The sequence below is a fragment of the Providencia sp. genome, from assembly GCF_052096715.1.
GTDB lineage: Bacteria > Pseudomonadota > Gammaproteobacteria > Enterobacterales > Enterobacteriaceae > Providencia.
In genome coordinates this window covers 176,433-194,800 of sequence record NZ_JBQDNB010000002.1, presented here as the reverse complement: position 1 = coordinate 194,800, position 18,368 = coordinate 176,433, and the positions used below count along the sequence as shown (strand labels likewise).

The window sequence follows — 18,368 nt, the reverse complement described above, 5'->3', positions numbered from 1 at the left end:
GTAACCGAGAAAACGTAACCCAAGGAAATTAATCATGCGCGCACTAATAAAAAATAATTTTAGCAATAGTTTCTTAACCATTGGCTCAAAACAAGACCCTATTTTATCTGATGATCAGCTATTAATTAAAGTAGAGGCCTTTTCACTAAATCGAGCTGATTATCTCTACCTAAATATGCCTGAAATAGATTGGACAGTAGGCATTGATTTTGTTGGTACAGTAATTAAATCGAACTCTATAATTGAAGACATTCCTATAGGATCTCGAGTCATGGCACATAGTCCCATTGGCGGTGGTGGCGCTGAATTAGCATCCGTCAACGTGAATAATGTAATTAAATTACCAAGTAATATTGATATATCAACAGCAGCAGCATTACCGCTTTCAGGCCTAATGGCTTTAAGAATGCTTCGTGAAGCAAAAATAAAATCTGGTCAAAATATATTAATTACAGGCGCAACTGGTGGCGTTGGCGCTATAACAGCTGAGTTAGCTATACAAGCTGGAGTGAACGTTACCGTACTTACTCGCGATATATCAACTGCTACATATTTGCGCGAATTAGGTGCGGATATAGTGTCATCACTTGATAACCTATCGAAACAGTTTGATGTAGTCTTTGAATCTGTTGGCGGGGAAATTATTGCTAAAGCAATTAAAAATCTTAAAAGAAACGGTCTTATTCTTTGGTTTGGTCAAGCAAGTGGTCAACCTGCTCAACTCGATTTTTTCAGTTTATTCGGGGGACATGAAAGCATGACTTTAAAGCATTTTGTGTATAACGACCTTCCGGATATAGATGATAAAGCTGATCTTTCAGAATTATTAAAACTCGTATCTGATGATAAATTACATCTAGATATTGAAGTGAATAATTGGTCAGAAACAGGAAAAATCTTGCAAAAAATAAAAGAGGGACAGTTTAGACGTAAAGCGGTATTTATGGTGGAATAAAATCAGTCTGTCACCTCCATAATTTAAGCGTGAAGGCAGAACTTATTATGTAAACAATATTAAAAAGTTAACTCTTTCAATCAAGCCTCTACACTCTGATGACATTGTAGTTAATCGATAAAATATTTTGTTTATTCATGCAATAAGCATCTTCTACCCAAAAAGCCAACTCCACACAAGCTGTTGGCCTTTAAAGCAAAATGATACTAATTTTTATCAATCTGATAATTGTAATGGGATATTTGTTTATTAATGCTCAAATTAAAATAGACTCACTTTGTTTACATATCCTTTGTGCCAATCAACATGCACTAAACGCCCTTTTTTATCAAAAAAACACCAATGATTGGGTGTTGAACGAAAACTTGGTGCTGCTGTCATTTGCCATTGCATATCAAAGCAACAATAATGACTTGAATTATATAAACGAAAAGTAGTGATATCACTTTCTTGCCAATAAACTAAAGTTCCTGCTTCTATTTTTACTCGGAGCGATTCTCGAGCTTCTTTAGATAATGACGAAGGTAATTCAAGCTCCATTTTATATTGTGACATTGAATATGATAGCTCGATTTTATTGTCATTTAGAATATAAAATATATTAGATGAAATATCATAATGGTGGTTTTCATATTCTGGAGAAAACACCTTCAAACTGACTGAGGTATAAATGATGACTGACAACAAACTAAAAGGTATTTGTGATGAGCCAGTTAACACCGTTACAACTCTTTAAATGTCTCTCTGATGAAACCCGCTTGACCATTGTTCTGCTTCTCAAAGAAGCGACAGAGCTGTGTGTGTGAGAGCTGTGTGAAACACTGGACTTACCCCAGCCCAAAATATCACGCCATCTCGCCATGCTAAGGGAGAATGGCATTTTACATTGAGTATCTTCAATTTGTAAATTTTCACTAACTTTGACAAACATCACAAACCACTCACCAAAAATGAAACAATACATCCGAGTTATCGAATGTGTAATACGAATTAGTTACATTAAGGTGAAAAAGAAATGACAATACAAACATGGCATATCTGATTGATACACCATGTTTGTATTTATAGTGGAATTAGAGATTATTGGCCAGTTTACTCAGTTTACTCAGTTGCTCTACGCCTACAGGCTCTATTGCCTGCTGAGAAATAACCGCAACTTGATTAGCATAACGTGTTTCCACATCCCTAATCAGTGGTAACTCACGGTTCGCCCGGGTAATAAGAAAAGGTGAACTTGGGGCAGCGGCAGCCAAGCTGCCATTTATCACCCATGCCCAAGGTTCAATATTTGCCCGGCGCAAATCCTCTTGTAGATTAGCGGCTTCCAATACCGGTGTTGTTTCAGCCAACGTGACTATCATAACCTTCGTTTTTTGAGGGTCCTGTAACTGTCTCATTGGTGTTAAAACATCTTCACCCCCCTGCCCCATCTGGCGTACCATTTCTCTATGGTAAGTACCCGTAGCATCTAGCAGCAATAAGGTATGACCAGTTGGGGCCGTATCCATAACAACAAATTGATGGTCAGCTTCTTTAATAATTCGCGAAAACGCCTGGAATACCGCAATCTCTTCTGTACAAGGTGAACGTAAATCTTCCTCCAATACGGCCAGTCCCTCAGCATCAAGTCCTTTGCCTTGATTATCCAAGACAAACTGACGGTATCTCTCTGTCTCGGCTTTGGGATCGATACGGCTGACCGTCAGGTTATCCAAAGAACCATCCAGCGTATAAGAAAGATGAGCAGCGGGATCGGAAGTGGTTAAATGAACCTTATGGCCACGTCCTGCTAGTGCAACGGCAACGGATGCAGCGACGGTGGTCTTACCTACGCCGCCTTTTCCCATCATCATCACTAATCCATGACCTTGTTTACTCAGATCAGAGACCAATGTTTCAAGAGGTGGAAAAGCAATATCCTCAAAGGTTGCCCGGTTTGTTTCAAGGGAGTTCTCAGCGATCGGTGAAAACAGTGCACGCAAAGATTCAACGCCCATTAAGTTAAACGGTTTTAAAGCCAGCTGAGTTCGGGGTAAATTAGCCAAATTCTCAGGCATTTCATTTAATGCACGAGCCTCTCGCTCAACAATACTTTGAGCCAACGCGTCATTCTCTGCCGCTTCAGGTGGAAGAACGCCATTAATCGCTAAATGCTGTTGTTGAATACCAATATGATAAAGCTCCTCATAAGTATGAGAGACCTCTTTTAAGGTAGAAGATTGGGCTCTGGCCACCAATACCAAGCGAGTTTGCTCAGGATTGGACAATGCCGCAACAGCATCTGAATATTGAGTTTGATTCTTCTCAAGCCCAATTAAAGGCCCTAAATTAGCTGCGGCATCTGGATTCGCATCCAGATACCCTGACCATGCACCCGGTAACTCCAACATCCGAATAGTATGCCCGGTCGGTGCCGTATCAAAAACAATGTGATCAAAACGCTCGCGTAAATCAGTATTCGTCAGTAAATCAGTAAACTCATCAAATGCGGCAATTTCAGTAGTACATGAACCCGATAATTGTTCTTCGATACTGCTGAGCACATCAGCAGGCATCATATCTCGTACGGGATCTAACACTCGGTTGCGATAGGCTTGCGCAGCGACCATTGGGTCAACTTCCATTGCGAATAGATTATTGACCTTTTCAATCTTAATAATCTGATGTCCTATCGTTTGATCAAATACCTGCCCGACGTTTGATGCTGGATCGGTACTTACTAATAAAATACGTTTCCCTTTATCCGCTAATGCTACTGCTGTCGCACAAGCTAGAGAAGTTTTACCTACGCCACCTTTACCGGTGAAAAAGATAAATGGCGGTATGTTTTGCAAAAATAGTGGTGTCATATTCTTTACCTATCAATTCTTATCTATCAATTAACGTGAATCATGGTCAATTACGGCATACGTGGAACGTTGCAGCATGAAGGAGGAAAATCCTCAGTCGATTTATCGACATCAACGCCAGACCAGCGCTTCAATTCATCGCGTACCGGCAGTCGCCCAGCAAGTACGATTTGTCCATTAACCAGTACCAATGGCAAAGATTGCTGACCTGAGTTAGTAAGAAAGTCCTTAACTGCAGCATTTGAGACAAAGGCCGCAGGTTGTTTCAGCAGATTAAAGCGTTCGACACGAATCCCCTGCTCTTTGCACCAATCCATATCCGCATTGAAAGCTAATGATTTCTCATCAACCACAACGCTACTGGTTGCACAGCATCCGGCAGGTTCATAAATAGAAATGGTATTCATCGGTATTTCTCCTCAGTGAATTAAATTGCTCTTGATAAGCTTCACTGAGGTAAACGGATGAAGTAGGAAAAGGATGCAAAAACTGTTTTTAAAATCGAAAATTTATTGATCATCGTGTTTATGACAACAAATTGAGGTGTCATCGGCAAATTCAATCTGACACTCTGACAGCATGATCTCTTTTAACTTAAGCCGGGCTCGAAGCAAGCGTGACTTAAAGGCAGGCAGGCTTAGCCCCATCTGCTCAGCAATCATTAGCTGTGGAAATCCCTCAATATCACATGCCTGTATAATGTATTGGTCTTGCTCCGATAACTTCTGCAAGGTTTGAGGTAGACACGTCGTGAGTTTCTCAATTGGCTGCGTATCACAGTCTAATATGGGTAGTTCTTCAGATAATTCCGTGAACTCCCTATTTTTACGCCAGTTATCAATCAACATGTTCCTTGCTGCTTTAAACAGCCAGGCGCGAGGATTGTCCATCGAACAAAAACTGTCAGCAATGATTCGCGCCTTTAAAAACAGGTCTTGCAAGTAATCCTTAGCCTGCTCGCTGTCGCTTAAACGGCCAAGAAAAAACAGATAAAGTTCCTGTTCATGCTGACACCAGAAGGTTGTCATACAGTGATTGAACTGCTCAATGTTGGTCAGTGTATCAAAATTACTTTTCATCGGTGCAACACTCATCTGTCAGGAACATCATAAGCTCATTGAGCCGCTCATATTCAGGAATGCAATACAACATGCGGCTGATACGGTTTTGGCGAATCAAACCCACCGAGATCAGCGCTGAGAGGTGATGGCTAAGGGTTGAATTTGGTACCCCGAGATTTTCCTGTAATTCACCAACTGGTACACCTTTTTTACCCACCTTAATCAACTGCTTATATACCTGTAAACGGGTTGGGTGGCCTAGCTCTTTCAGGACTTTAGCCGCATCATCAATGTTCATGTTTCCCCCAAATTCTATATTTCCATTATTCTGGAAATATAGAAGGTTGTCGACAACTTTATCGATGAGTTATTCCTAAAAACGAATGAACCTTACTTACAGGCGATACTTATGGGGGGGACATAAAGTAAGCCCCGTCAGCCTTGTTGGCGAGAAATTAACAATTGAAGGTGGAAGTCAGTGAGTTCCGTGTCCAGTTGACCCAGAATACCCTATAGATGATTGAAATCGTCAGAGCTAGTGATTAGAGAATTGTTAAAACAGCGTAGAAACTAATTTTGAACGCGCAGCCATTTTCCCAATACTTCATGTACACAATGCTGACAGAGCTCTAGTTCAATATGCTGGCCGTCACCGAAAATCGATCCATAGCCCGCACGCCGATCACATCGATCGCATTGTAGTTCTTGCACTAGCAAAATTGTTTTGCCTGTAAAATCATCATTTATCTACAACAAATTAATGAAAGGAATATAGTCTTACGAATAATACTATCTTATCATTGATGTACATACTTATATGCGGTATTACATCGGCTATTTCTCTTCCTGTTCGCATTTTTACGATGGTAATAAACATTTAAATACCCCTTTATTGGTTCTGAATCGATGCCAGTTATGGCTATTGTAGCAGAATATACGAAACTAGGCAGAAACCAGCTTGTTCTCAAATCCCTGCCTTTTGTTTTGGTATAACTACCCTTCCCGATAATAAAAATATTGTGATTTAAATAACAGATTTCAATAAAGTTAGTTAACTTGAATATTAGCTCTAATAAAGTTGAAGCTTCATGAAGTGATATTAGAATGGATGATTTCGTGAAGTAAATTTTAGTTCATGAGATGTAATTTACTGATTATTTAAGAAAAATCATCATGAACAAACTTGAGTTCCGTAGAAGTTAAATTGCCTGTGACGGTAAATAACTCCATATTCCAGATCCATCCATCGATAAATCAATGTATTAGTAATTTCTGATATTCCTCCCGTTTCTTGCATTAGGAGCATAGTACACTTACTTCATATCCATATAGATTACAGACTTAATTTCATGTTCTTCCCCCTGTCCCATCTGGCGCACCATTTCTCTATGGTAGGCACCTGTAGCATCTAAATGAAAAATAACAACCAATAATTTCATGAGATGTCTTTCAATGATTTAGCGCTTCAAAGCCCTATTTAATTAATTTGGAAAATTTAATGATTTAGTTTCATCAATAAACTAAAGTTGTCTCTTATTATATAAATTAAGACTATTAACGCTATGCATAACTTTTTAATTATTATACCTGACGGTGGAATATTATTTGAAGCAACGGGTATCGCTGATATTCTCATGCACGCTAACAATTTGCGCCCAGCAGATATTCAATTCCCACTTTATCAGGTCACTATTGCGACTACGCAACCATATCACGTAATTAATGGTGCTTCTGGGCTTAATTTACTTGCGGATCAGCGGCTCTGTGATCTAGAACCTAGCCTTCCCCGCGATACTATAATGGTCACAGGAAGAGGACAAAGTGAAGAGGAAGATAACAATATCGTTAATTGGCTTATACAGGCGGCTCCACATACAGAACGAATTGTTTCAATCTGTGGAGGTGCAATGTTACTTGCCAAAGCAGGTTTACTCAACGGCCGCCATGCTACGACACACTGGCGGTTAATTGATACTCTCCAATCCCATTATCCGTCAATAACGGTTGAACGAGGCCCTTTATATGTTCAAGATGAAATGATTTGGACATCCGGTGGCGTTAGTTCAGGTTTAGATCTTACTCTTGCGTTGGTTGAAACTGATTATGGATTTAATCTGGCTAGAGACGTTGCTCAAGATCTCGTTCTGTTTTTACATCGTCCTGGAGGGCAAGCACAGTTTAGCCGATACTTACTAAATCAGGCTGATAGCGGACCTATCAAAGACCTTCAAACGTGGATAACAGATAATCTCAGTAATGATTTGTCTGTTGAAAATTTAGCTGAAAAAATCGCAATGAGCCCTCGTAATTTTACTCGAGTCTTCACTAGAAAAACGGGGATTACTCCAGCAAAGTATGTTGAAGCAATTAGATTAACTACAGCCCGACAGTACCTTGAGCAAACAAGTTATCATATTGAAAAAATTGCGGATATTACAGGTTTTGGTACAAGCCTGAATCTTCGCAGGGTTTTTGAGCGCAATCTACATGTGACGCCAACGGAATATCGTGAACGTTTTCATTCACGCAATATGGCATAAATTGATTCTTTGTTGTCATTTACGCCAAACCCGTTCGGGATTAGTATTGCCCCAGTTCAATAAATTCAGGAGTATCTATCATGGTTAAAATTGGTATCAACGGATTTGGCAGAATTGGCCGCAATGTTCTTCGAGCCGCCTTAGGCCGCGATGATTTTCAAGTTGTAACTATTAACGATCTTACCGATAGCAAAACACTTGCTCATCTTCTCAAATATGATTCACTTTCAGGTACGTTAAACGCTGATATTAAAGCAGGTACAAATCAAATATTAGTAAACGGGGAGGTAGTCAGTGTTTTTTCAGAAAAAGACCCTGCAATGATCCCGTGGAGTAGCGTTGGTGTTGATATCGTTATTGAATCTACTGGTTTTTTTACCAATAAAGCTCAAGCTGAACTTCATATCACGAAAGGTGGTGCAAAGCGAGTCATCATTTCTGCTCCGGCAACAAATGAAGACATCACTATCGTAATGGGTGTCAATGATAAACATTATGATGCCACTAAGCACAAAGTTGTCAGTAATGGCAGTTGCACAACTAATGGCTTAGCACCTGCTGCACAAGTTTTACACCAAGTGTTTGGTATTGAACATGGTCTTATGAATACGACACATGCATATACTAATAGCCAGTCTTTGCACGACCAGCCTGAAAAAGACCTACGAGGAGCACGCGCCGCAGCAATGTCTATTGTTCCTTATTCTAGTGGTGCGGCAAAGGCTATCGGTAAAGTTATTCCTGAATTAGATGGCAAAATGACTGGTTATTCTTTACGTGTTCCAGTCCCTGTTGTATCTATTGTAGACTTAACTGTGAATCTTAAACGCGAAACGACGGTAGAAGAAATTAATGCTGCATTTCGTAAAGCGGCTGAATCTGGCGAATTAAAAGGCATTTTAGGTTATAATGATGAACCTCTGGTATCAGCAGATTATCGTGGTGATACTCGATCATCAATTATTGATGGTCTCTCTACATTAGTTATTGGCGGGAAACTGGTAAAAATACTAGCTTGGTACGATAACGAATGGGGTTTTTCGAACCGCCTGATCGACTTAGCTTTATTAATGGAAAAACGTGGTTTATAAGCTTTTAATCAGCTGAAGCGGCAAAACCAACATTAACCTTGTCCATACTCACCTTCTATAAATGGACAAGGTCACGCCCTTTTGTTCTTTCATTATTGATGCATTGAAAAGCTCCTCCCTACTTCCTAGCCCTGTAATTAGCAAATCGATTAAAATTATATTCATTGCGACAGCAGGATTGAACTGCCCTTCTTTTACTCATATCGTAAGCTTCAAGTGTGTTTTCAGCCCCTTGAATAACTGACATATTTTGATATGTTAATTATTTGATAAACACATATATCGGCCTACACTATATACATCATTTCTAATAAAACAGTATCTATTACTTTATAGGTACTTAAATATAACAAAAACTAATCGCTGGGGAATGAAATGGATACTGAATACGATATAGTCATCATAGGTAGTGGACATAATGGACTTGTGGCTGCCGCAGTGCTTGCGACAGCAGGACTAAGAGTTGTTGTTTTAGAAAGTGAAAATGATATTGGCGGCGCTTCTCGTACCGCTGAAATAACACAACCGGGATTTCATCATGACCTTTATGCAACCAATATTGGTATGTTTTTAGGTTCACCTTTTTATCAAGAATATCAAAAAGAACTACATAACAACGGATTTGAAATTGTCACCAGTGATAAACCCTATTCCAATGTTTTTCCTGATGGTGACGGTATTGGCGTATATCAAGACTATAATAGAACAGATGCCATGCTTCGAAAGTATTCGAATAATGATGCTGATGCTTTCTGGAAATTACTTAACTATTTTCAAAAAACATCAGAACATTTTACTCCGTTGATGCAAATGGAGCTCCCTTCTTTTAAAGCAGCACGCCAGCTATGGTCAATGACTCGGCATCTTGGCCTATCCGACTCACTTAGTCTAATTCAATTACTACTCAAATCTACTCGTGAATTTTCAGAAGACTGGTTTTCTCATCCCAAAGTCCGCGCATTATTTATTCCATGGGCATTTCACTTAGATTATGGTCCCGATATTTCAGGAGGAGCTACTTTCTCTTTTGTCGAAGGTATGAGTGACTATTTACATGGATTATCCATCAGTAAAGGTGGCGTGGGTAACTTGATAAAAAGTATAGCCAAAATTATTGAAAATAATGGTGGTTCAATATTAACGGGTCAGAATGTTACTGAAATTATCGTCGAAAAAGGTAAAGCAATTGGAATAAAAACAGAAGATGGGCAATCATTCGGGGCTAAAAAAGCGGTTATAGGCAATATAGCGCCAACACAAATAGTCAATACGTTGATAAAAGAAGAGCATTTGCCCGGTGAATATATACAAAAAGCAAAAAAATATCGGTATGGTGCTGGCACGATGATGCTGCACTTTGCTTTAGATGGCCATTTAGAATGGAATGCTGGAGAGGATTTTTCTAATTTTGGATATGTACATATCGGACCTTATACTGAGGATATAGCGACTACATTTAATCAAGCTCAGAATGGAATATTGCCTCATAATCCAATGCTTGTCGTGGGTCAACAAAGCCGACATGATAAAGCTCGAGCGCCAGAAGGTAAAGAAACGCTTTGGGTTCAGGTGAGAGCATTGCCATACGCACCAAACAGTGATGCTTTAAATGAAATTCAAATTAGTAATTGGGATTCTATGAAACAACAATACGCTGAACGTGTTATTGATAAAATCTCATTATATGCCCCTAATATTAAACAACAAATTTTAGATTATTCGGTTCTTTCACCTGAAGATCTAATGCGAAATAACAGAAATCTTGTCAATGGTGATAGTGTTTCTGGAAGCCATCATATTAATCAAAATTATATATTTAGACCTTTTCCCGGATATTCCCGTTATAAGACACCGATTAAAAATTTATGGGTGATCGGCGCAGCAACATGGCCTGGTGCTGGGTTAAATGCAATATCAGGTTACCTTGTCGCTAAACATATTTTAAAAAACCACTAATTAGGTCCTTATATGATTTACGTTTTTGGTCATCAAAATCCCGATAGTGACAGTATTTGTAGTGCAATTGTTACAGCTGATTGGTTAAACAGCCAAGGAAAGCTAGCAACGCCATTTCGTCTAGGTGAAATCACGCCGGAAACCGCTTTTATTTTACAGCAAGCTAATGTAGTTCAACCCGAACTTCTCAATATAGCACTGAATGAAAAAACAGTTTGGCTCGTTGATTTTACCGATGCAGAACAAGGACCTCCCTCTTTAGCTTTCAGTAATATCATTGGTATTATTGATCATCACCGGCTAGGAACCGTAATGACACAAAATCCACCAGACGTTTGGATACGTTCGGTTGGTTGTTGTGCCACAATCATCTGGCAAATACTTACTCTCGAAAACCAACAGCCTATTTCCGCTTCTCAAGCTACCTTGATGTTAGGCGCGATACTGAGTGATACCGTCAACCTTACATCATCGACAACTACTGGCCATGATATCGCTGCGGTAAAATCTCTGTCTGCTATTTGCCAACTAAACTATGATGAATTTGTTCAAGGTTTGCTTGCCGCTAAAACTGATATTCATGGATTATCGGCTGATTATCTTCTTATGAAAGATGCTAAACGCTATCAAATCAGCGGTTTTTCAGTTCTGATTTCCCAAATTGAGCTCACCTCAATGTCTGCAATTGAAGCTATTCTTCCTGAGGTTCTAGTTCAATTAGCCAAACAAAATCAAACAGGCAACTTTGATATTGCCGTATTGGTAGTCACGGATATTTTTAAGCAAAACTCAACATTATATTTTTCACAAGACAATCAATTCCACTTCAGTAGTGTTTCCCTACTTGGATTCATTAGTAGGAAAAAAGATATATTGCCTTGGCTTACGAGGACTATTTTAACGTCTTCGGACTAATTAGAGCAAAAGTGACGTTTTTAGATACTGATATTCTTGAAAAAATATTAATCCCGCTGTTGATTCAGCGGGTAGCCCAGATATTGACCCCGAATGGTTAAAAATATCGCCGTGAAATTAATCAATAATCCATTATACGGTGCTATGGCAGGCACCATTTTTAATCTCGATGGTCGTTATGTTAAATTCATTATTGAAGTTTCACATAAGATGTTTTACACCGTAAATAATTAATATACGTTTGCATCTGACCTTCCATTGTCATTTATCTTTCTTTCTTGTAACCTTCCCGCCTAAATCCCATTATTTTATAACCTGAAGACAGGACTACCCATGACCGAACATTTAAATAAAGATCCTTTACATGGCGTAACGCTTGAAATGCAGGTCAATGCTTTAGTGGCAAGATATGGTTGGAGTGAGCTGGGAAAATTAGTCAATATTAATTGTTTTAAAAAAGACCCCAGTGTTAAATCAAGTTTAAAGTTTCTTCGCCGTACACCATGGGCTCGCGCTGAAGTCGAAGCACTTTATCTCGATTCCCTTGAGGATGATCTTATTGATAAATCAAATGGAAATGATTTTGACCCTTGGGGCTTACCTAGAAAGTAATGTCTCTGAAAATTTTAGTCCTAGTTTAGAGAGCCGGGTAATTATTATCGGGTATGAATATCTATATAAAATCACTACGGATAATTTGTTTGATATTACTTGCAGCGTGGGATATTAAAAATAAATCATGGAAACTATAAAGCCCTTCTCAGGGCTTTTAAGCGGGTTATTTTAACGATACCCTCGACTATGATTTTTAGATGACCAACTAAAGGTCTCATCACTAGAAACTAGTTTATCTTTTTTCTTTTGAGCTCTAACTTTTTTAGCGGCTTTTTCAACTTCAGTTGATATTTCGAGGATTATTTGATCTTTAACTTTATTGTTTTCTGCGTTTGTTAATTCACGTCCTAGTCTTTTCCTCTCCTGACCCAGCCGTGTTTTAACTTGCATCTTCTGAGCTTCGGTCATTTCTTGAATCGTTAGCATTTTCATTGTATTACCCTACTCATGTTGAGATGTCTATAATCAATATAACACTTTTGAAATTACTAACGAAATTTTTAATACAAATTTGACATGAAACTCGGTTTATTTTTCAATTCTTTATCATTTAATTATGAAGAATATAAGGTTAGACATAAAATTTTTTCATAATAAAATGGTAACCACTATCATCGCTGCGTGCCATCAAATAGGATTCGGAGTATAATAAAGTCCATTACAATCTGAATTGATATCACAGTCTTTATTATGGAATTAGTCCCATCGCCTCAAAATATTCGTCAAATCCTGACCTTAGACACCCCTTTAATCGATGTGCGAGCACCAATTGAATTTTATCAAGGTTCAATGCCTTCCGCTTACAACTTACCGTTGATGGATGACGAAGAGCGTGCTGCGGTAGGAACTTGCTATAAGCAGCATGGTTCGGAAAAAGCGGTGGCTCTCGGTCACCAATTGGTTAAGGGTGATATTCGTGATAACCGCCTAGCGGCATGGCGTGAAGCCTGCCATCGATTTCCCCAAGGATATATTTGTTGTGCTAGAGGCGGTATGCGTTCGCATATTGTTCAGCAATGGTTGAAAGACATTGGGATTGATTACCCTCTCATTATTGGTGGCTATAAAGCCTTACGCCAAACAACAATTGATGCGATAAATAATTTATCACAGCGCCCGATTACGTTAATTGGTGGATGTACTGGCAGTGGAAAAACAACACTTGTTCGAGACCTAGCTAATGGTATTAATCTCGAAGGTATTGCTCGGCATCGTGGTTCTTCTTTTGGCCGTACGCTAGAAGAACAGTTTCGCCAAGCCACTTTCGAAAATCATCTTGCGATTGCAATGCTTAAAAAAGCAGACCAACAAACTCACTGGATATTAGAAGATGAAGGTCGCGCTATCGGAGCCAATAGCATTCCCGATCCTTTACGCATTCAAATGGAAAAAGCGACTATTGCTGTTGTTGAAGATCCTTTTGAACGTCGAATTGAACGATTAAAAGAAGAATATTTTGACCGAATGACTCATGATTTTTTAATCACCTATGGTGATGAAAAAGGATGGGCTGCTTATAGTGAATATCTCCACCACGGATTATCAGCGATCCGTAAGCGTTTGGGGTCACAACGAGCCGTCGAATTAACTAATTTGCTAGATAACGCCCTCACAGAACAAAAAACAAATGGTAATACGGAAGCTCATTTTGCATGGTTATGTCCTTTACTTATTGAATATTATGACCCGATGTATCGCTACCAATTGAGTAAAAAAGAAGACCGAATCGTATTCAAGGGCACTTATGAAGAAGTTATGCAGTGGCTCATTAGCTGCTAATGTATAAAGTATCTATTTTGATCTAATTAACGGTCAATGGATCAATGCAAGCAGAGACAGATCTTCAAACGTCATGACTTATTTTCTTACTAGTTAACCTATCATTCAAAGAATTCTTTATCAAAACCCTTACAATGAAATTGTAAGGGTAAACTGCGTTTACCTATGATTTCAGTAGGTACTTTCCTTTATCGAAGTATCCTATCTTATTTTTCGATAAGAATTAATGAGATCTGTATTTGATTTCTCACTGTTACTTTCCTAATTCAATAAAACCTTTGTTAGTATCATATTGTTTTGCAAGCACATATAAAAAGAAACTTAATTTTAAAAGGAAAATAACCATGTATAAACCTTTTACGAATCGCTTTCAGGTGAAAACAATCGCAGCACTTGCTGTTGGCTTAGCACTTTCATTTCAAGGTATCGCAGCGCCCACAGTTATTGCACCGCAAGCAAATTATACGGATTATGTTACTCAGCGCCAAACAGTTGATTTACTGGTGAATGAAGCACTACAAGCATTCAAAAATCCATCACGAGTTTCTGATGCTGGTTTTACCGGAAAGCTACCATCTAACCTTGAAATTGTGGCACAAAAACTGTTACAAGCTCATAAGCTTGAACCTTATCGCGTAGATCTACTCTTCAGTGCTGCAAGTGCATATATCTACAATAATGATGTTGAAAAAGCACTGACTATTTACCGTGATATTCTTGACGTTGCTCCTGATGATATTGATGCGCTAATTTATCTATCAGCTTGGTCCCGATTTGCCGGTAAAACTCAAGATAGTGAAAGTTATCTAAAAAAATTAAATGAATTAAATCCAAATAAAGCGTTGGAGTTAGCTGAGTTTTATAAAGTTATCGATCGCGTTACTACAATGCCAATTACCGATAATCTTTCTCCTGAATTGCAAAAACAACTACGTGAAAGCGGTGATAACACAGCTATTGTGACATTAGGGTATGCGCTTAATCCAGATGGAAGCATGCATGACATTTTAATAAAACGATTAGAAAAAACGTTACAAATCGCTAAAGAACTCCCTGATTCAATTATATTAGTCACGGGTGGTGTGCCTCAGAATAATAAAACTGAAGGAAAACTTATGGCGGATTGGTTATTAAAAAATGGTATCGATGGAAAACGTATTTATCAAGATAACTATGCTCGCACAACAGTAGAAAATGCACTTTATAGTCGATATGCTTTAGCTAAGCACCGCATAAAAAATACGGTACTTATTAGCTCTGGCAGCCATATTCGCCGAGCGGATGCTATTTTTACTTTAGCGAGCTGGGAAACTGGTCCACGTGATATTCAATTCTATGGTATTGTTGCTTTAGATAAACCATTAGCTGAATTACAAAAGGTTAGCCAAAAAGATATTCAAGGAATTTACCGCGATGGTCTGAAAGCTTTAGGTTTATGGAGTTTCCGTAGCTATCCGCTTGAAGAACGTTAAAACCAGAATTAAAGGTGCTGTTTTAATATAAAAATCTTATATTCGATACCGCTAAAGCACTTCTTTATCAGTTGATAGTGAAGTGCTTTATTCATTTAGGTTTAATAAGAAAATAAATAGCATTATCAGTGCGTTCTATTTAAACCTAGGATGGCATAATTAAAATATCACCTCCCCTACTAATGGACTATTTCTATGAACCATTATAGCGACTACGATTAGTACTATCAGAATTTTCACATCACAACACAGCAAGAAAAAATGGATATTACCGCTATTCATCCCTATTAAAGTAGTGAACAAGACATCGAGATAAGTATACTCAAACAGATAGAACTTAAACGTCAAACTATTTAATATTAAAATCTATTTTCTGAAAACTAACTCAGATATCCCTTGGTAAATTAATCGCGTTGCTAACCCACCGAGAATGAAGCCAACAATTTTTCCAACTACCTTATGAATGCGAGAATATGTTCGTCTAACTGATGACAGTGAAAAAGTCTGACATAAAATAATACGCCACACTAAAGAAGCAATAACAATCCCTAACCAAATAATAATTTTGGTCCAAAGTGGTGTCGTTGGGGTAATGGTGGTTGAGAAGATACTAATAAAAAACAAAATAGTTTGAGGGTTCGAAAGGTCAGAAATGAGCCCTCGACGAAAATACGTGACTACGGGAAAAGATTCTAACGAATTTTGTGTAGATAAATTAAGTTGCGTCCTATTTTTAAACACACTAATAGCATAATAAAGAAGGTATAAACCACCTAGAATTTTAATTAAAGAAAATAAATAGCCAAACTCTGACATTAACGTGACTAAGCCAAACAATCCGAGACCAGAGTATATAGCATTACCTAATACAACGCCGTAACCACATGTTAGACCAGCCTTTTTACCCGAGCTTAATGTTGTTTGTACAACAATAAATAAATTAGCACCTGGGTTAAAAAAAGTGAGAATAAATAAAAAAAGAGTCACGATAATACTGTGTATTGGATCCATGATTTTTTCTTCATCAAATTTATTTGAAGACCATTATAAGCATGAAATTATCTGTAACTCTATTTGCAAATACACATTTACTGCACAAAATTCAAATTATTTTGAATCTAATAACACTAAACTTTTAGTGTTTTTTTCCTATGTAGCAACCATTTATCTAACTCGTTGGCAAATTGCTGACGATCGCGTTGATTTAACGTTGCTGGGCCGCCCGTCTGAACACCGCTTGCTCGCATCGTATCCATAAAGTCACGGATAGTGAGTCGCTCTTTAATTGTGGCTTCGCTATAACGTTCTCCTCGCGGATTAAGTGCTATAGCCCCTTTTTCCATGACTTCAGCAGCAAGCGGAATATCTGCGGTGATAATTAAATCCCCTGCTTGAGCGCGTAGAACAATTTCATTGTCTGCAACATCAAAACCTGCTGGAACTTGTAATGTTCGAATAAACGGTGAAGGTGGAACCGTGAGCCTCTGGTTTGCTACCAAAGTAATTTGCACTTTTTCTCTGTCTGCGGCGCGATATAAAACTTCTTTAATTACTTTAGGACATGCATCCGCATCTACCCATATCAACATTTTATTATTCCATATTTATTAATGCTATCTACCGTTATGATAACATGATTGTGCCTTGACAGTTTGCCGTTACCTTAGTCTTAGAATATTTTTTTAGATAATTTTCCTAATGGTAACGACCGAGTAATTGATTATGTTTTAAAAGTGCCAATATCACGACTAACCCGAAGAAAAAAGGTACGGTTAAAGTCAGTTCAAGATAAACAAATCGATTAAAATGGAAACTTGTTACCTTTGGTGTCAAATGATAAGCCACTGGTAGCGCTAATCCCCCCGAAATTACGGCAATATAGGATAAGTTTTTAAGTTTGATAGTGTTTTCTTTCTGGGTGACATTTGGCTGCGTTTTATGATACTGATAATATTTAAAACAAAGATAAATCAATCCTAGCAGTGATCCCATATGCTGAAGTAGCTTATAAATCGCAATCTCTTGTTTATCGCTCATATGAATAAAATTAAATTGCAATAGTGAAAAATTTCTCACAACAGCGCCAGATTCATGGGTAAAAGAATCCCAAATAATGTGAGTCATAGCTCCGAGAAATAAAGATACAATTAAGATAGAAAAATAGCGTCTATTCCATAACTTATTCTTTTGCATAGGAAACGGAATGATTTGCTTTAACGGCTCAATAAGTAAATAAACCATAACATATATAAAAATACACAATGGAAATGCAGTATAAAACCAACCAACGACATGGTGAGCTGTACTCGCAAAACGATATAACCCGAACGAATAGAGTAAATCTGGACTTAAACTACCTAAAATTAGAGCGGGTAAATTCAAAAACTGTCCCCACCTAGAGTGCTTTAATGGGAAAACAATCGCAGGATGGGAGAAAGTCCAAGGCATAGTTAGTTCTCAATAGAGTTAATTCTCAAAAACGACTTAGTTATTAATAAACAGTTTGCAGACGAAGAAAGAATAAAGATATACGAGAAATCGTAAAAGCAGCAAAAGTACACGACGAATTTAATTAGAAAACCCGAACTAATGTACTTTTTCCTGAAAGACTGTTGAACTAATAATTAAAACTTCATTACCATTTCATGCCATACCATGCCGCCGTGGTCAGAGGCTGAAGGTCTGACATATTCATAACCAAAATGTTTATAAAGGTCGACATGTTGTTCTTTACACATGAGATGAATCGTTTGTTTATCATCTTTTTGCATCAATGAAATAAATTCTTTCATTAACAATGATGAATACCCTTTTCCTTGGTATTTAGGATGAATGACCACCGACATAATCACTACATTAGGTGCTTTGGGGTCATGACCAATAAGTTCTTTAAACTCTTCATCAGACATCACCACATCCCATGCGCAGCCTGCGTTAATAAAGCCAATAACTTCATCATCTATTTCCATACACAGGAAACCTTCAGGATACTGGTGAATACGTGTCGTTATTTTTTCAAGTGTTGCCGCTTCGTCACCTTCATAAGATCCTACTTCAATCGCATAACAATGCTCAGCATCGTTTAATGTTGCGTGTCTAAATACTGGGGAGTGCATCTGGTTACCTCATTCACTA

General features: G+C 38.1%; 18 protein-coding genes, 1 tRNA gene and 1 pseudogene. 10 read left to right on the top strand and 10 right to left on the bottom strand.

What is annotated here, in order from left to right:
- The first annotated feature begins 34 nt into the window (after positions 1 to 34).
- Positions 35 to 955: a zinc-binding dehydrogenase gene (locus tag ACTH6U_RS02665; RefSeq protein ID WP_294103842.1), complete on the top strand. Its 921-nt coding sequence runs from the start codon at positions 35 to 37 to the stop codon at positions 953 to 955.
- 261 nt (positions 956 to 1,216) lie between these two features.
- On the opposite strand, the gene ACTH6U_RS02660 is transcribed toward ACTH6U_RS02665, so the two are convergent.
- A complete protein-coding gene (locus ACTH6U_RS02660) occupies positions 1,217 to 1,510 on the bottom strand; it encodes a hypothetical protein (RefSeq protein ID WP_441831534.1) in 294 nt (97 codons plus the stop codon).
- A gap of 149 nt (positions 1,511 to 1,659) precedes the next feature.
- Between ACTH6U_RS02660 and ACTH6U_RS02655 the strand changes: the two are divergent.
- Positions 1,660 to 1,839: pseudogene (locus ACTH6U_RS02655) on the top strand (metalloregulator ArsR/SmtB family transcription factor); the annotation flags it as partial.
- 189 nt (positions 1,840 to 2,028) lie between these two features.
- Here the strand turns inward: ACTH6U_RS02655 and arsA are convergent.
- The gene (gene arsA / locus ACTH6U_RS02650) at positions 2,029 to 3,804 is read right to left on the bottom strand and encodes an arsenical pump-driving ATPase (RefSeq protein ID WP_441831533.1); all 1,776 of its coding nucleotides are present in this window, start codon (positions 3,802 to 3,804) and stop codon (positions 2,029 to 2,031) included.
- A 50-nt stretch (positions 3,805 to 3,854) separates the two neighbouring features.
- Positions 3,855 to 4,001: an arsenic metallochaperone ArsD family protein gene (locus ACTH6U_RS02645; protein WP_441831532.1), complete on the bottom strand. Its 147-nt coding sequence runs from the start codon at positions 3,999 to 4,001 to the stop codon at positions 3,855 to 3,857.
- Between ACTH6U_RS02645 and ACTH6U_RS02640 the strand changes: the two genes are divergently transcribed.
- Positions 3,998 to 4,115: transfer RNA gene (locus ACTH6U_RS02640), tRNA-OTHER, on the top strand. The genes ACTH6U_RS02645 and ACTH6U_RS02640 overlap by 4 nt on opposite strands.
- A 198-nt stretch (positions 4,116 to 4,313) precedes the next feature.
- Here the strand turns inward: ACTH6U_RS02640 and ACTH6U_RS02635 are convergent.
- Both ACTH6U_RS02635 and ACTH6U_RS02630 read right to left on the bottom strand, forming a co-directional pair.
- Positions 4,314 to 4,883, bottom strand: a complete 570-nt coding sequence (locus tag ACTH6U_RS02635) for a sigma-70 family RNA polymerase sigma factor (protein ID WP_441831531.1) — start codon at positions 4,881 to 4,883, stop codon at positions 4,314 to 4,316.
- Entirely contained in the window at positions 4,873 to 5,163 is a 291-nt protein-coding gene (locus ACTH6U_RS02630; RefSeq protein ID WP_441831530.1) for an ArsR/SmtB family transcription factor, read from the bottom strand. The genes ACTH6U_RS02635 and ACTH6U_RS02630 overlap by 11 nt, the downstream gene beginning before the upstream one ends.
- Positions 5,164 to 6,427: 1,264 nt before the next feature.
- On the opposite strand from ACTH6U_RS02630, the gene ACTH6U_RS02625 reads away from it, so the two are divergent.
- The 5 genes from ACTH6U_RS02625 to ACTH6U_RS02605 all read left to right on the top strand — a co-directional run bounded on the left by ACTH6U_RS02625 (position 6,428) and on the right by ACTH6U_RS02605 (position 11,979).
- Positions 6,428 to 7,405, top strand: coding sequence for a GlxA family transcriptional regulator (locus ACTH6U_RS02625; RefSeq protein ID WP_294103840.1), 978 nt, complete (start codon positions 6,428 to 6,430; stop codon positions 7,403 to 7,405).
- 80 nt (positions 7,406 to 7,485) lie between these two features.
- The gene (gap, locus tag ACTH6U_RS02620) at positions 7,486 to 8,496 is read left to right on the top strand and encodes a type I glyceraldehyde-3-phosphate dehydrogenase (protein ID WP_441831529.1); all 1,011 of its coding nucleotides are present in this window, start codon (positions 7,486 to 7,488) and stop codon (positions 8,494 to 8,496) included.
- Between the two features lie 375 nt (positions 8,497 to 8,871).
- Positions 8,872 to 10,452 carry a phytoene desaturase family protein gene (locus tag ACTH6U_RS02615; RefSeq protein WP_441831528.1) on the top strand — a complete coding sequence of 527 codons (1,581 nt, stop codon included), beginning with the start codon at positions 8,872 to 8,874 and terminating at the stop codon, positions 10,450 to 10,452.
- A gap of 12 nt (positions 10,453 to 10,464) precedes the next feature.
- Entirely contained in the window at positions 10,465 to 11,367 is a 903-nt protein-coding gene (locus ACTH6U_RS02610; protein WP_441831527.1) for a manganese-dependent inorganic pyrophosphatase, read from the top strand.
- A gap of 333 nt (positions 11,368 to 11,700) precedes the next feature.
- Entirely contained in the window at positions 11,701 to 11,979 is a 279-nt protein-coding gene (locus tag ACTH6U_RS02605) for a VF530 family protein (RefSeq protein ID WP_294103831.1), read from the top strand.
- Between the two features lie 171 nt (positions 11,980 to 12,150).
- On the opposite strand, the gene ACTH6U_RS02600 is transcribed toward ACTH6U_RS02605, so the two are convergent.
- Positions 12,151 to 12,414 carry a DUF3811 domain-containing protein gene (locus ACTH6U_RS02600; protein ID WP_294103829.1) on the bottom strand — a complete coding sequence of 88 codons (264 nt, stop codon included), beginning with the start codon at positions 12,412 to 12,414 and terminating at the stop codon, positions 12,151 to 12,153.
- Positions 12,415 to 12,672: 258 nt separating this feature from the next.
- Here ACTH6U_RS02600 and mnmH point away from each other — a divergent pair, with 258 nt between their 5' ends.
- Together mnmH and ACTH6U_RS02590 are read left to right on the top strand one after the other, a co-directional pair.
- A complete protein-coding gene (gene mnmH / locus ACTH6U_RS02595; protein WP_441831526.1) occupies positions 12,673 to 13,761 on the top strand; it encodes a tRNA 2-selenouridine(34) synthase MnmH in 1,089 nt (362 codons plus the stop codon).
- Between the two features lie 344 nt (positions 13,762 to 14,105).
- Entirely contained in the window at positions 14,106 to 15,233 is a 1,128-nt protein-coding gene (locus ACTH6U_RS02590) for an ElyC/SanA/YdcF family protein (protein WP_294103826.1), read from the top strand.
- Positions 15,234 to 15,599: 366 nt separating this feature from the next.
- Here the strand turns inward: ACTH6U_RS02590 and ACTH6U_RS02585 are convergent, their stop codons facing one another.
- The 4 genes from ACTH6U_RS02585 to ACTH6U_RS02570 all read right to left on the bottom strand — a co-directional run bounded on the left by ACTH6U_RS02585 (position 15,600) and on the right by ACTH6U_RS02570 (position 18,349).
- Complete coding sequence (locus ACTH6U_RS02585; protein ID WP_294103825.1) at positions 15,600 to 16,244, bottom strand: LysE family transporter; 645 nt, start codon at positions 16,242 to 16,244, stop codon at positions 15,600 to 15,602.
- Between the two features lie 116 nt (positions 16,245 to 16,360).
- On the bottom strand, positions 16,361 to 16,822 hold the full coding sequence (locus ACTH6U_RS02580) for a YaiI/YqxD family protein (protein WP_441831525.1): 462 nt from the start codon (positions 16,820 to 16,822) through the stop codon (positions 16,361 to 16,363).
- Positions 16,823 to 16,928: 106 nt separating this feature from the next.
- Entirely contained in the window at positions 16,929 to 17,681 is a 753-nt protein-coding gene (locus tag ACTH6U_RS02575; protein ID WP_441831524.1) for a DUF4184 family protein, read from the bottom strand.
- A 176-nt stretch (positions 17,682 to 17,857) separates the two neighbouring features.
- Entirely contained in the window at positions 17,858 to 18,349 is a 492-nt protein-coding gene (locus tag ACTH6U_RS02570; RefSeq protein WP_294103820.1) for a GNAT family N-acetyltransferase, read from the bottom strand.
- Positions 18,350 to 18,368 lie beyond the last annotated feature (19 nt).

Excerpts from the sequence above, each read along its gene's own strand:
- ACTH6U_RS02665 (WP_294103842.1), top strand. The coding sequence starts at position 35 with ATGCGCGCACTAATAAAAAATAATTTTAGCAATAGTTTCTTAACCATT.
- ACTH6U_RS02660 (WP_441831534.1), bottom strand. The coding sequence starts at position 1,510 with ATGTCACAATATAAAATGGAGCTTGAATTACCTTCGTCATTATCTAAA.
- arsA (WP_441831533.1), bottom strand. The coding sequence starts at position 3,804 with ATGACACCACTATTTTTGCAAAACATACCGCCATTTATCTTTTTCACC.
- ACTH6U_RS02635 (WP_441831531.1), bottom strand. The coding sequence starts at position 4,883 with ATGAAAAGTAATTTTGATACACTGACCAACATTGAGCAGTTCAATCAC.
- ACTH6U_RS02630 (WP_441831530.1), bottom strand. The coding sequence starts at position 5,163 with ATGAACATTGATGATGCGGCTAAAGTCCTGAAAGAGCTAGGCCACCCA.
- ACTH6U_RS02625 (WP_294103840.1), top strand. The coding sequence starts at position 6,428 with ATGCATAACTTTTTAATTATTATACCTGACGGTGGAATATTATTTGAA.
- gap (WP_441831529.1), top strand. The coding sequence starts at position 7,486 with ATGGTTAAAATTGGTATCAACGGATTTGGCAGAATTGGCCGCAATGTT.
- ACTH6U_RS02615 (WP_441831528.1), top strand. The coding sequence starts at position 8,872 with ATGGATACTGAATACGATATAGTCATCATAGGTAGTGGACATAATGGA.
- ACTH6U_RS02610 (WP_441831527.1), top strand. The coding sequence starts at position 10,465 with ATGATTTACGTTTTTGGTCATCAAAATCCCGATAGTGACAGTATTTGT.
- ACTH6U_RS02605 (WP_294103831.1), top strand. The coding sequence starts at position 11,701 with ATGACCGAACATTTAAATAAAGATCCTTTACATGGCGTAACGCTTGAA.
- ACTH6U_RS02600 (WP_294103829.1), bottom strand. The coding sequence starts at position 12,414 with ATGAAAATGCTAACGATTCAAGAAATGACCGAAGCTCAGAAGATGCAA.
- mnmH (WP_441831526.1), top strand. The coding sequence starts at position 12,673 with ATGGAATTAGTCCCATCGCCTCAAAATATTCGTCAAATCCTGACCTTA.
- ACTH6U_RS02590 (WP_294103826.1), top strand. The coding sequence starts at position 14,106 with ATGTATAAACCTTTTACGAATCGCTTTCAGGTGAAAACAATCGCAGCA.
- ACTH6U_RS02585 (WP_294103825.1), bottom strand. The coding sequence starts at position 16,244 with ATGGATCCAATACACAGTATTATCGTGACTCTTTTTTTATTTATTCTC.
- ACTH6U_RS02580 (WP_441831525.1), bottom strand. The coding sequence starts at position 16,822 with ATGTTGATATGGGTAGATGCGGATGCATGTCCTAAAGTAATTAAAGAA.
- ACTH6U_RS02575 (WP_441831524.1), bottom strand. The coding sequence starts at position 17,681 with ATGCCTTGGACTTTCTCCCATCCTGCGATTGTTTTCCCATTAAAGCAC.
- ACTH6U_RS02570 (WP_294103820.1), bottom strand. The coding sequence starts at position 18,349 with ATGCACTCCCCAGTATTTAGACACGCAACATTAAACGATGCTGAGCAT.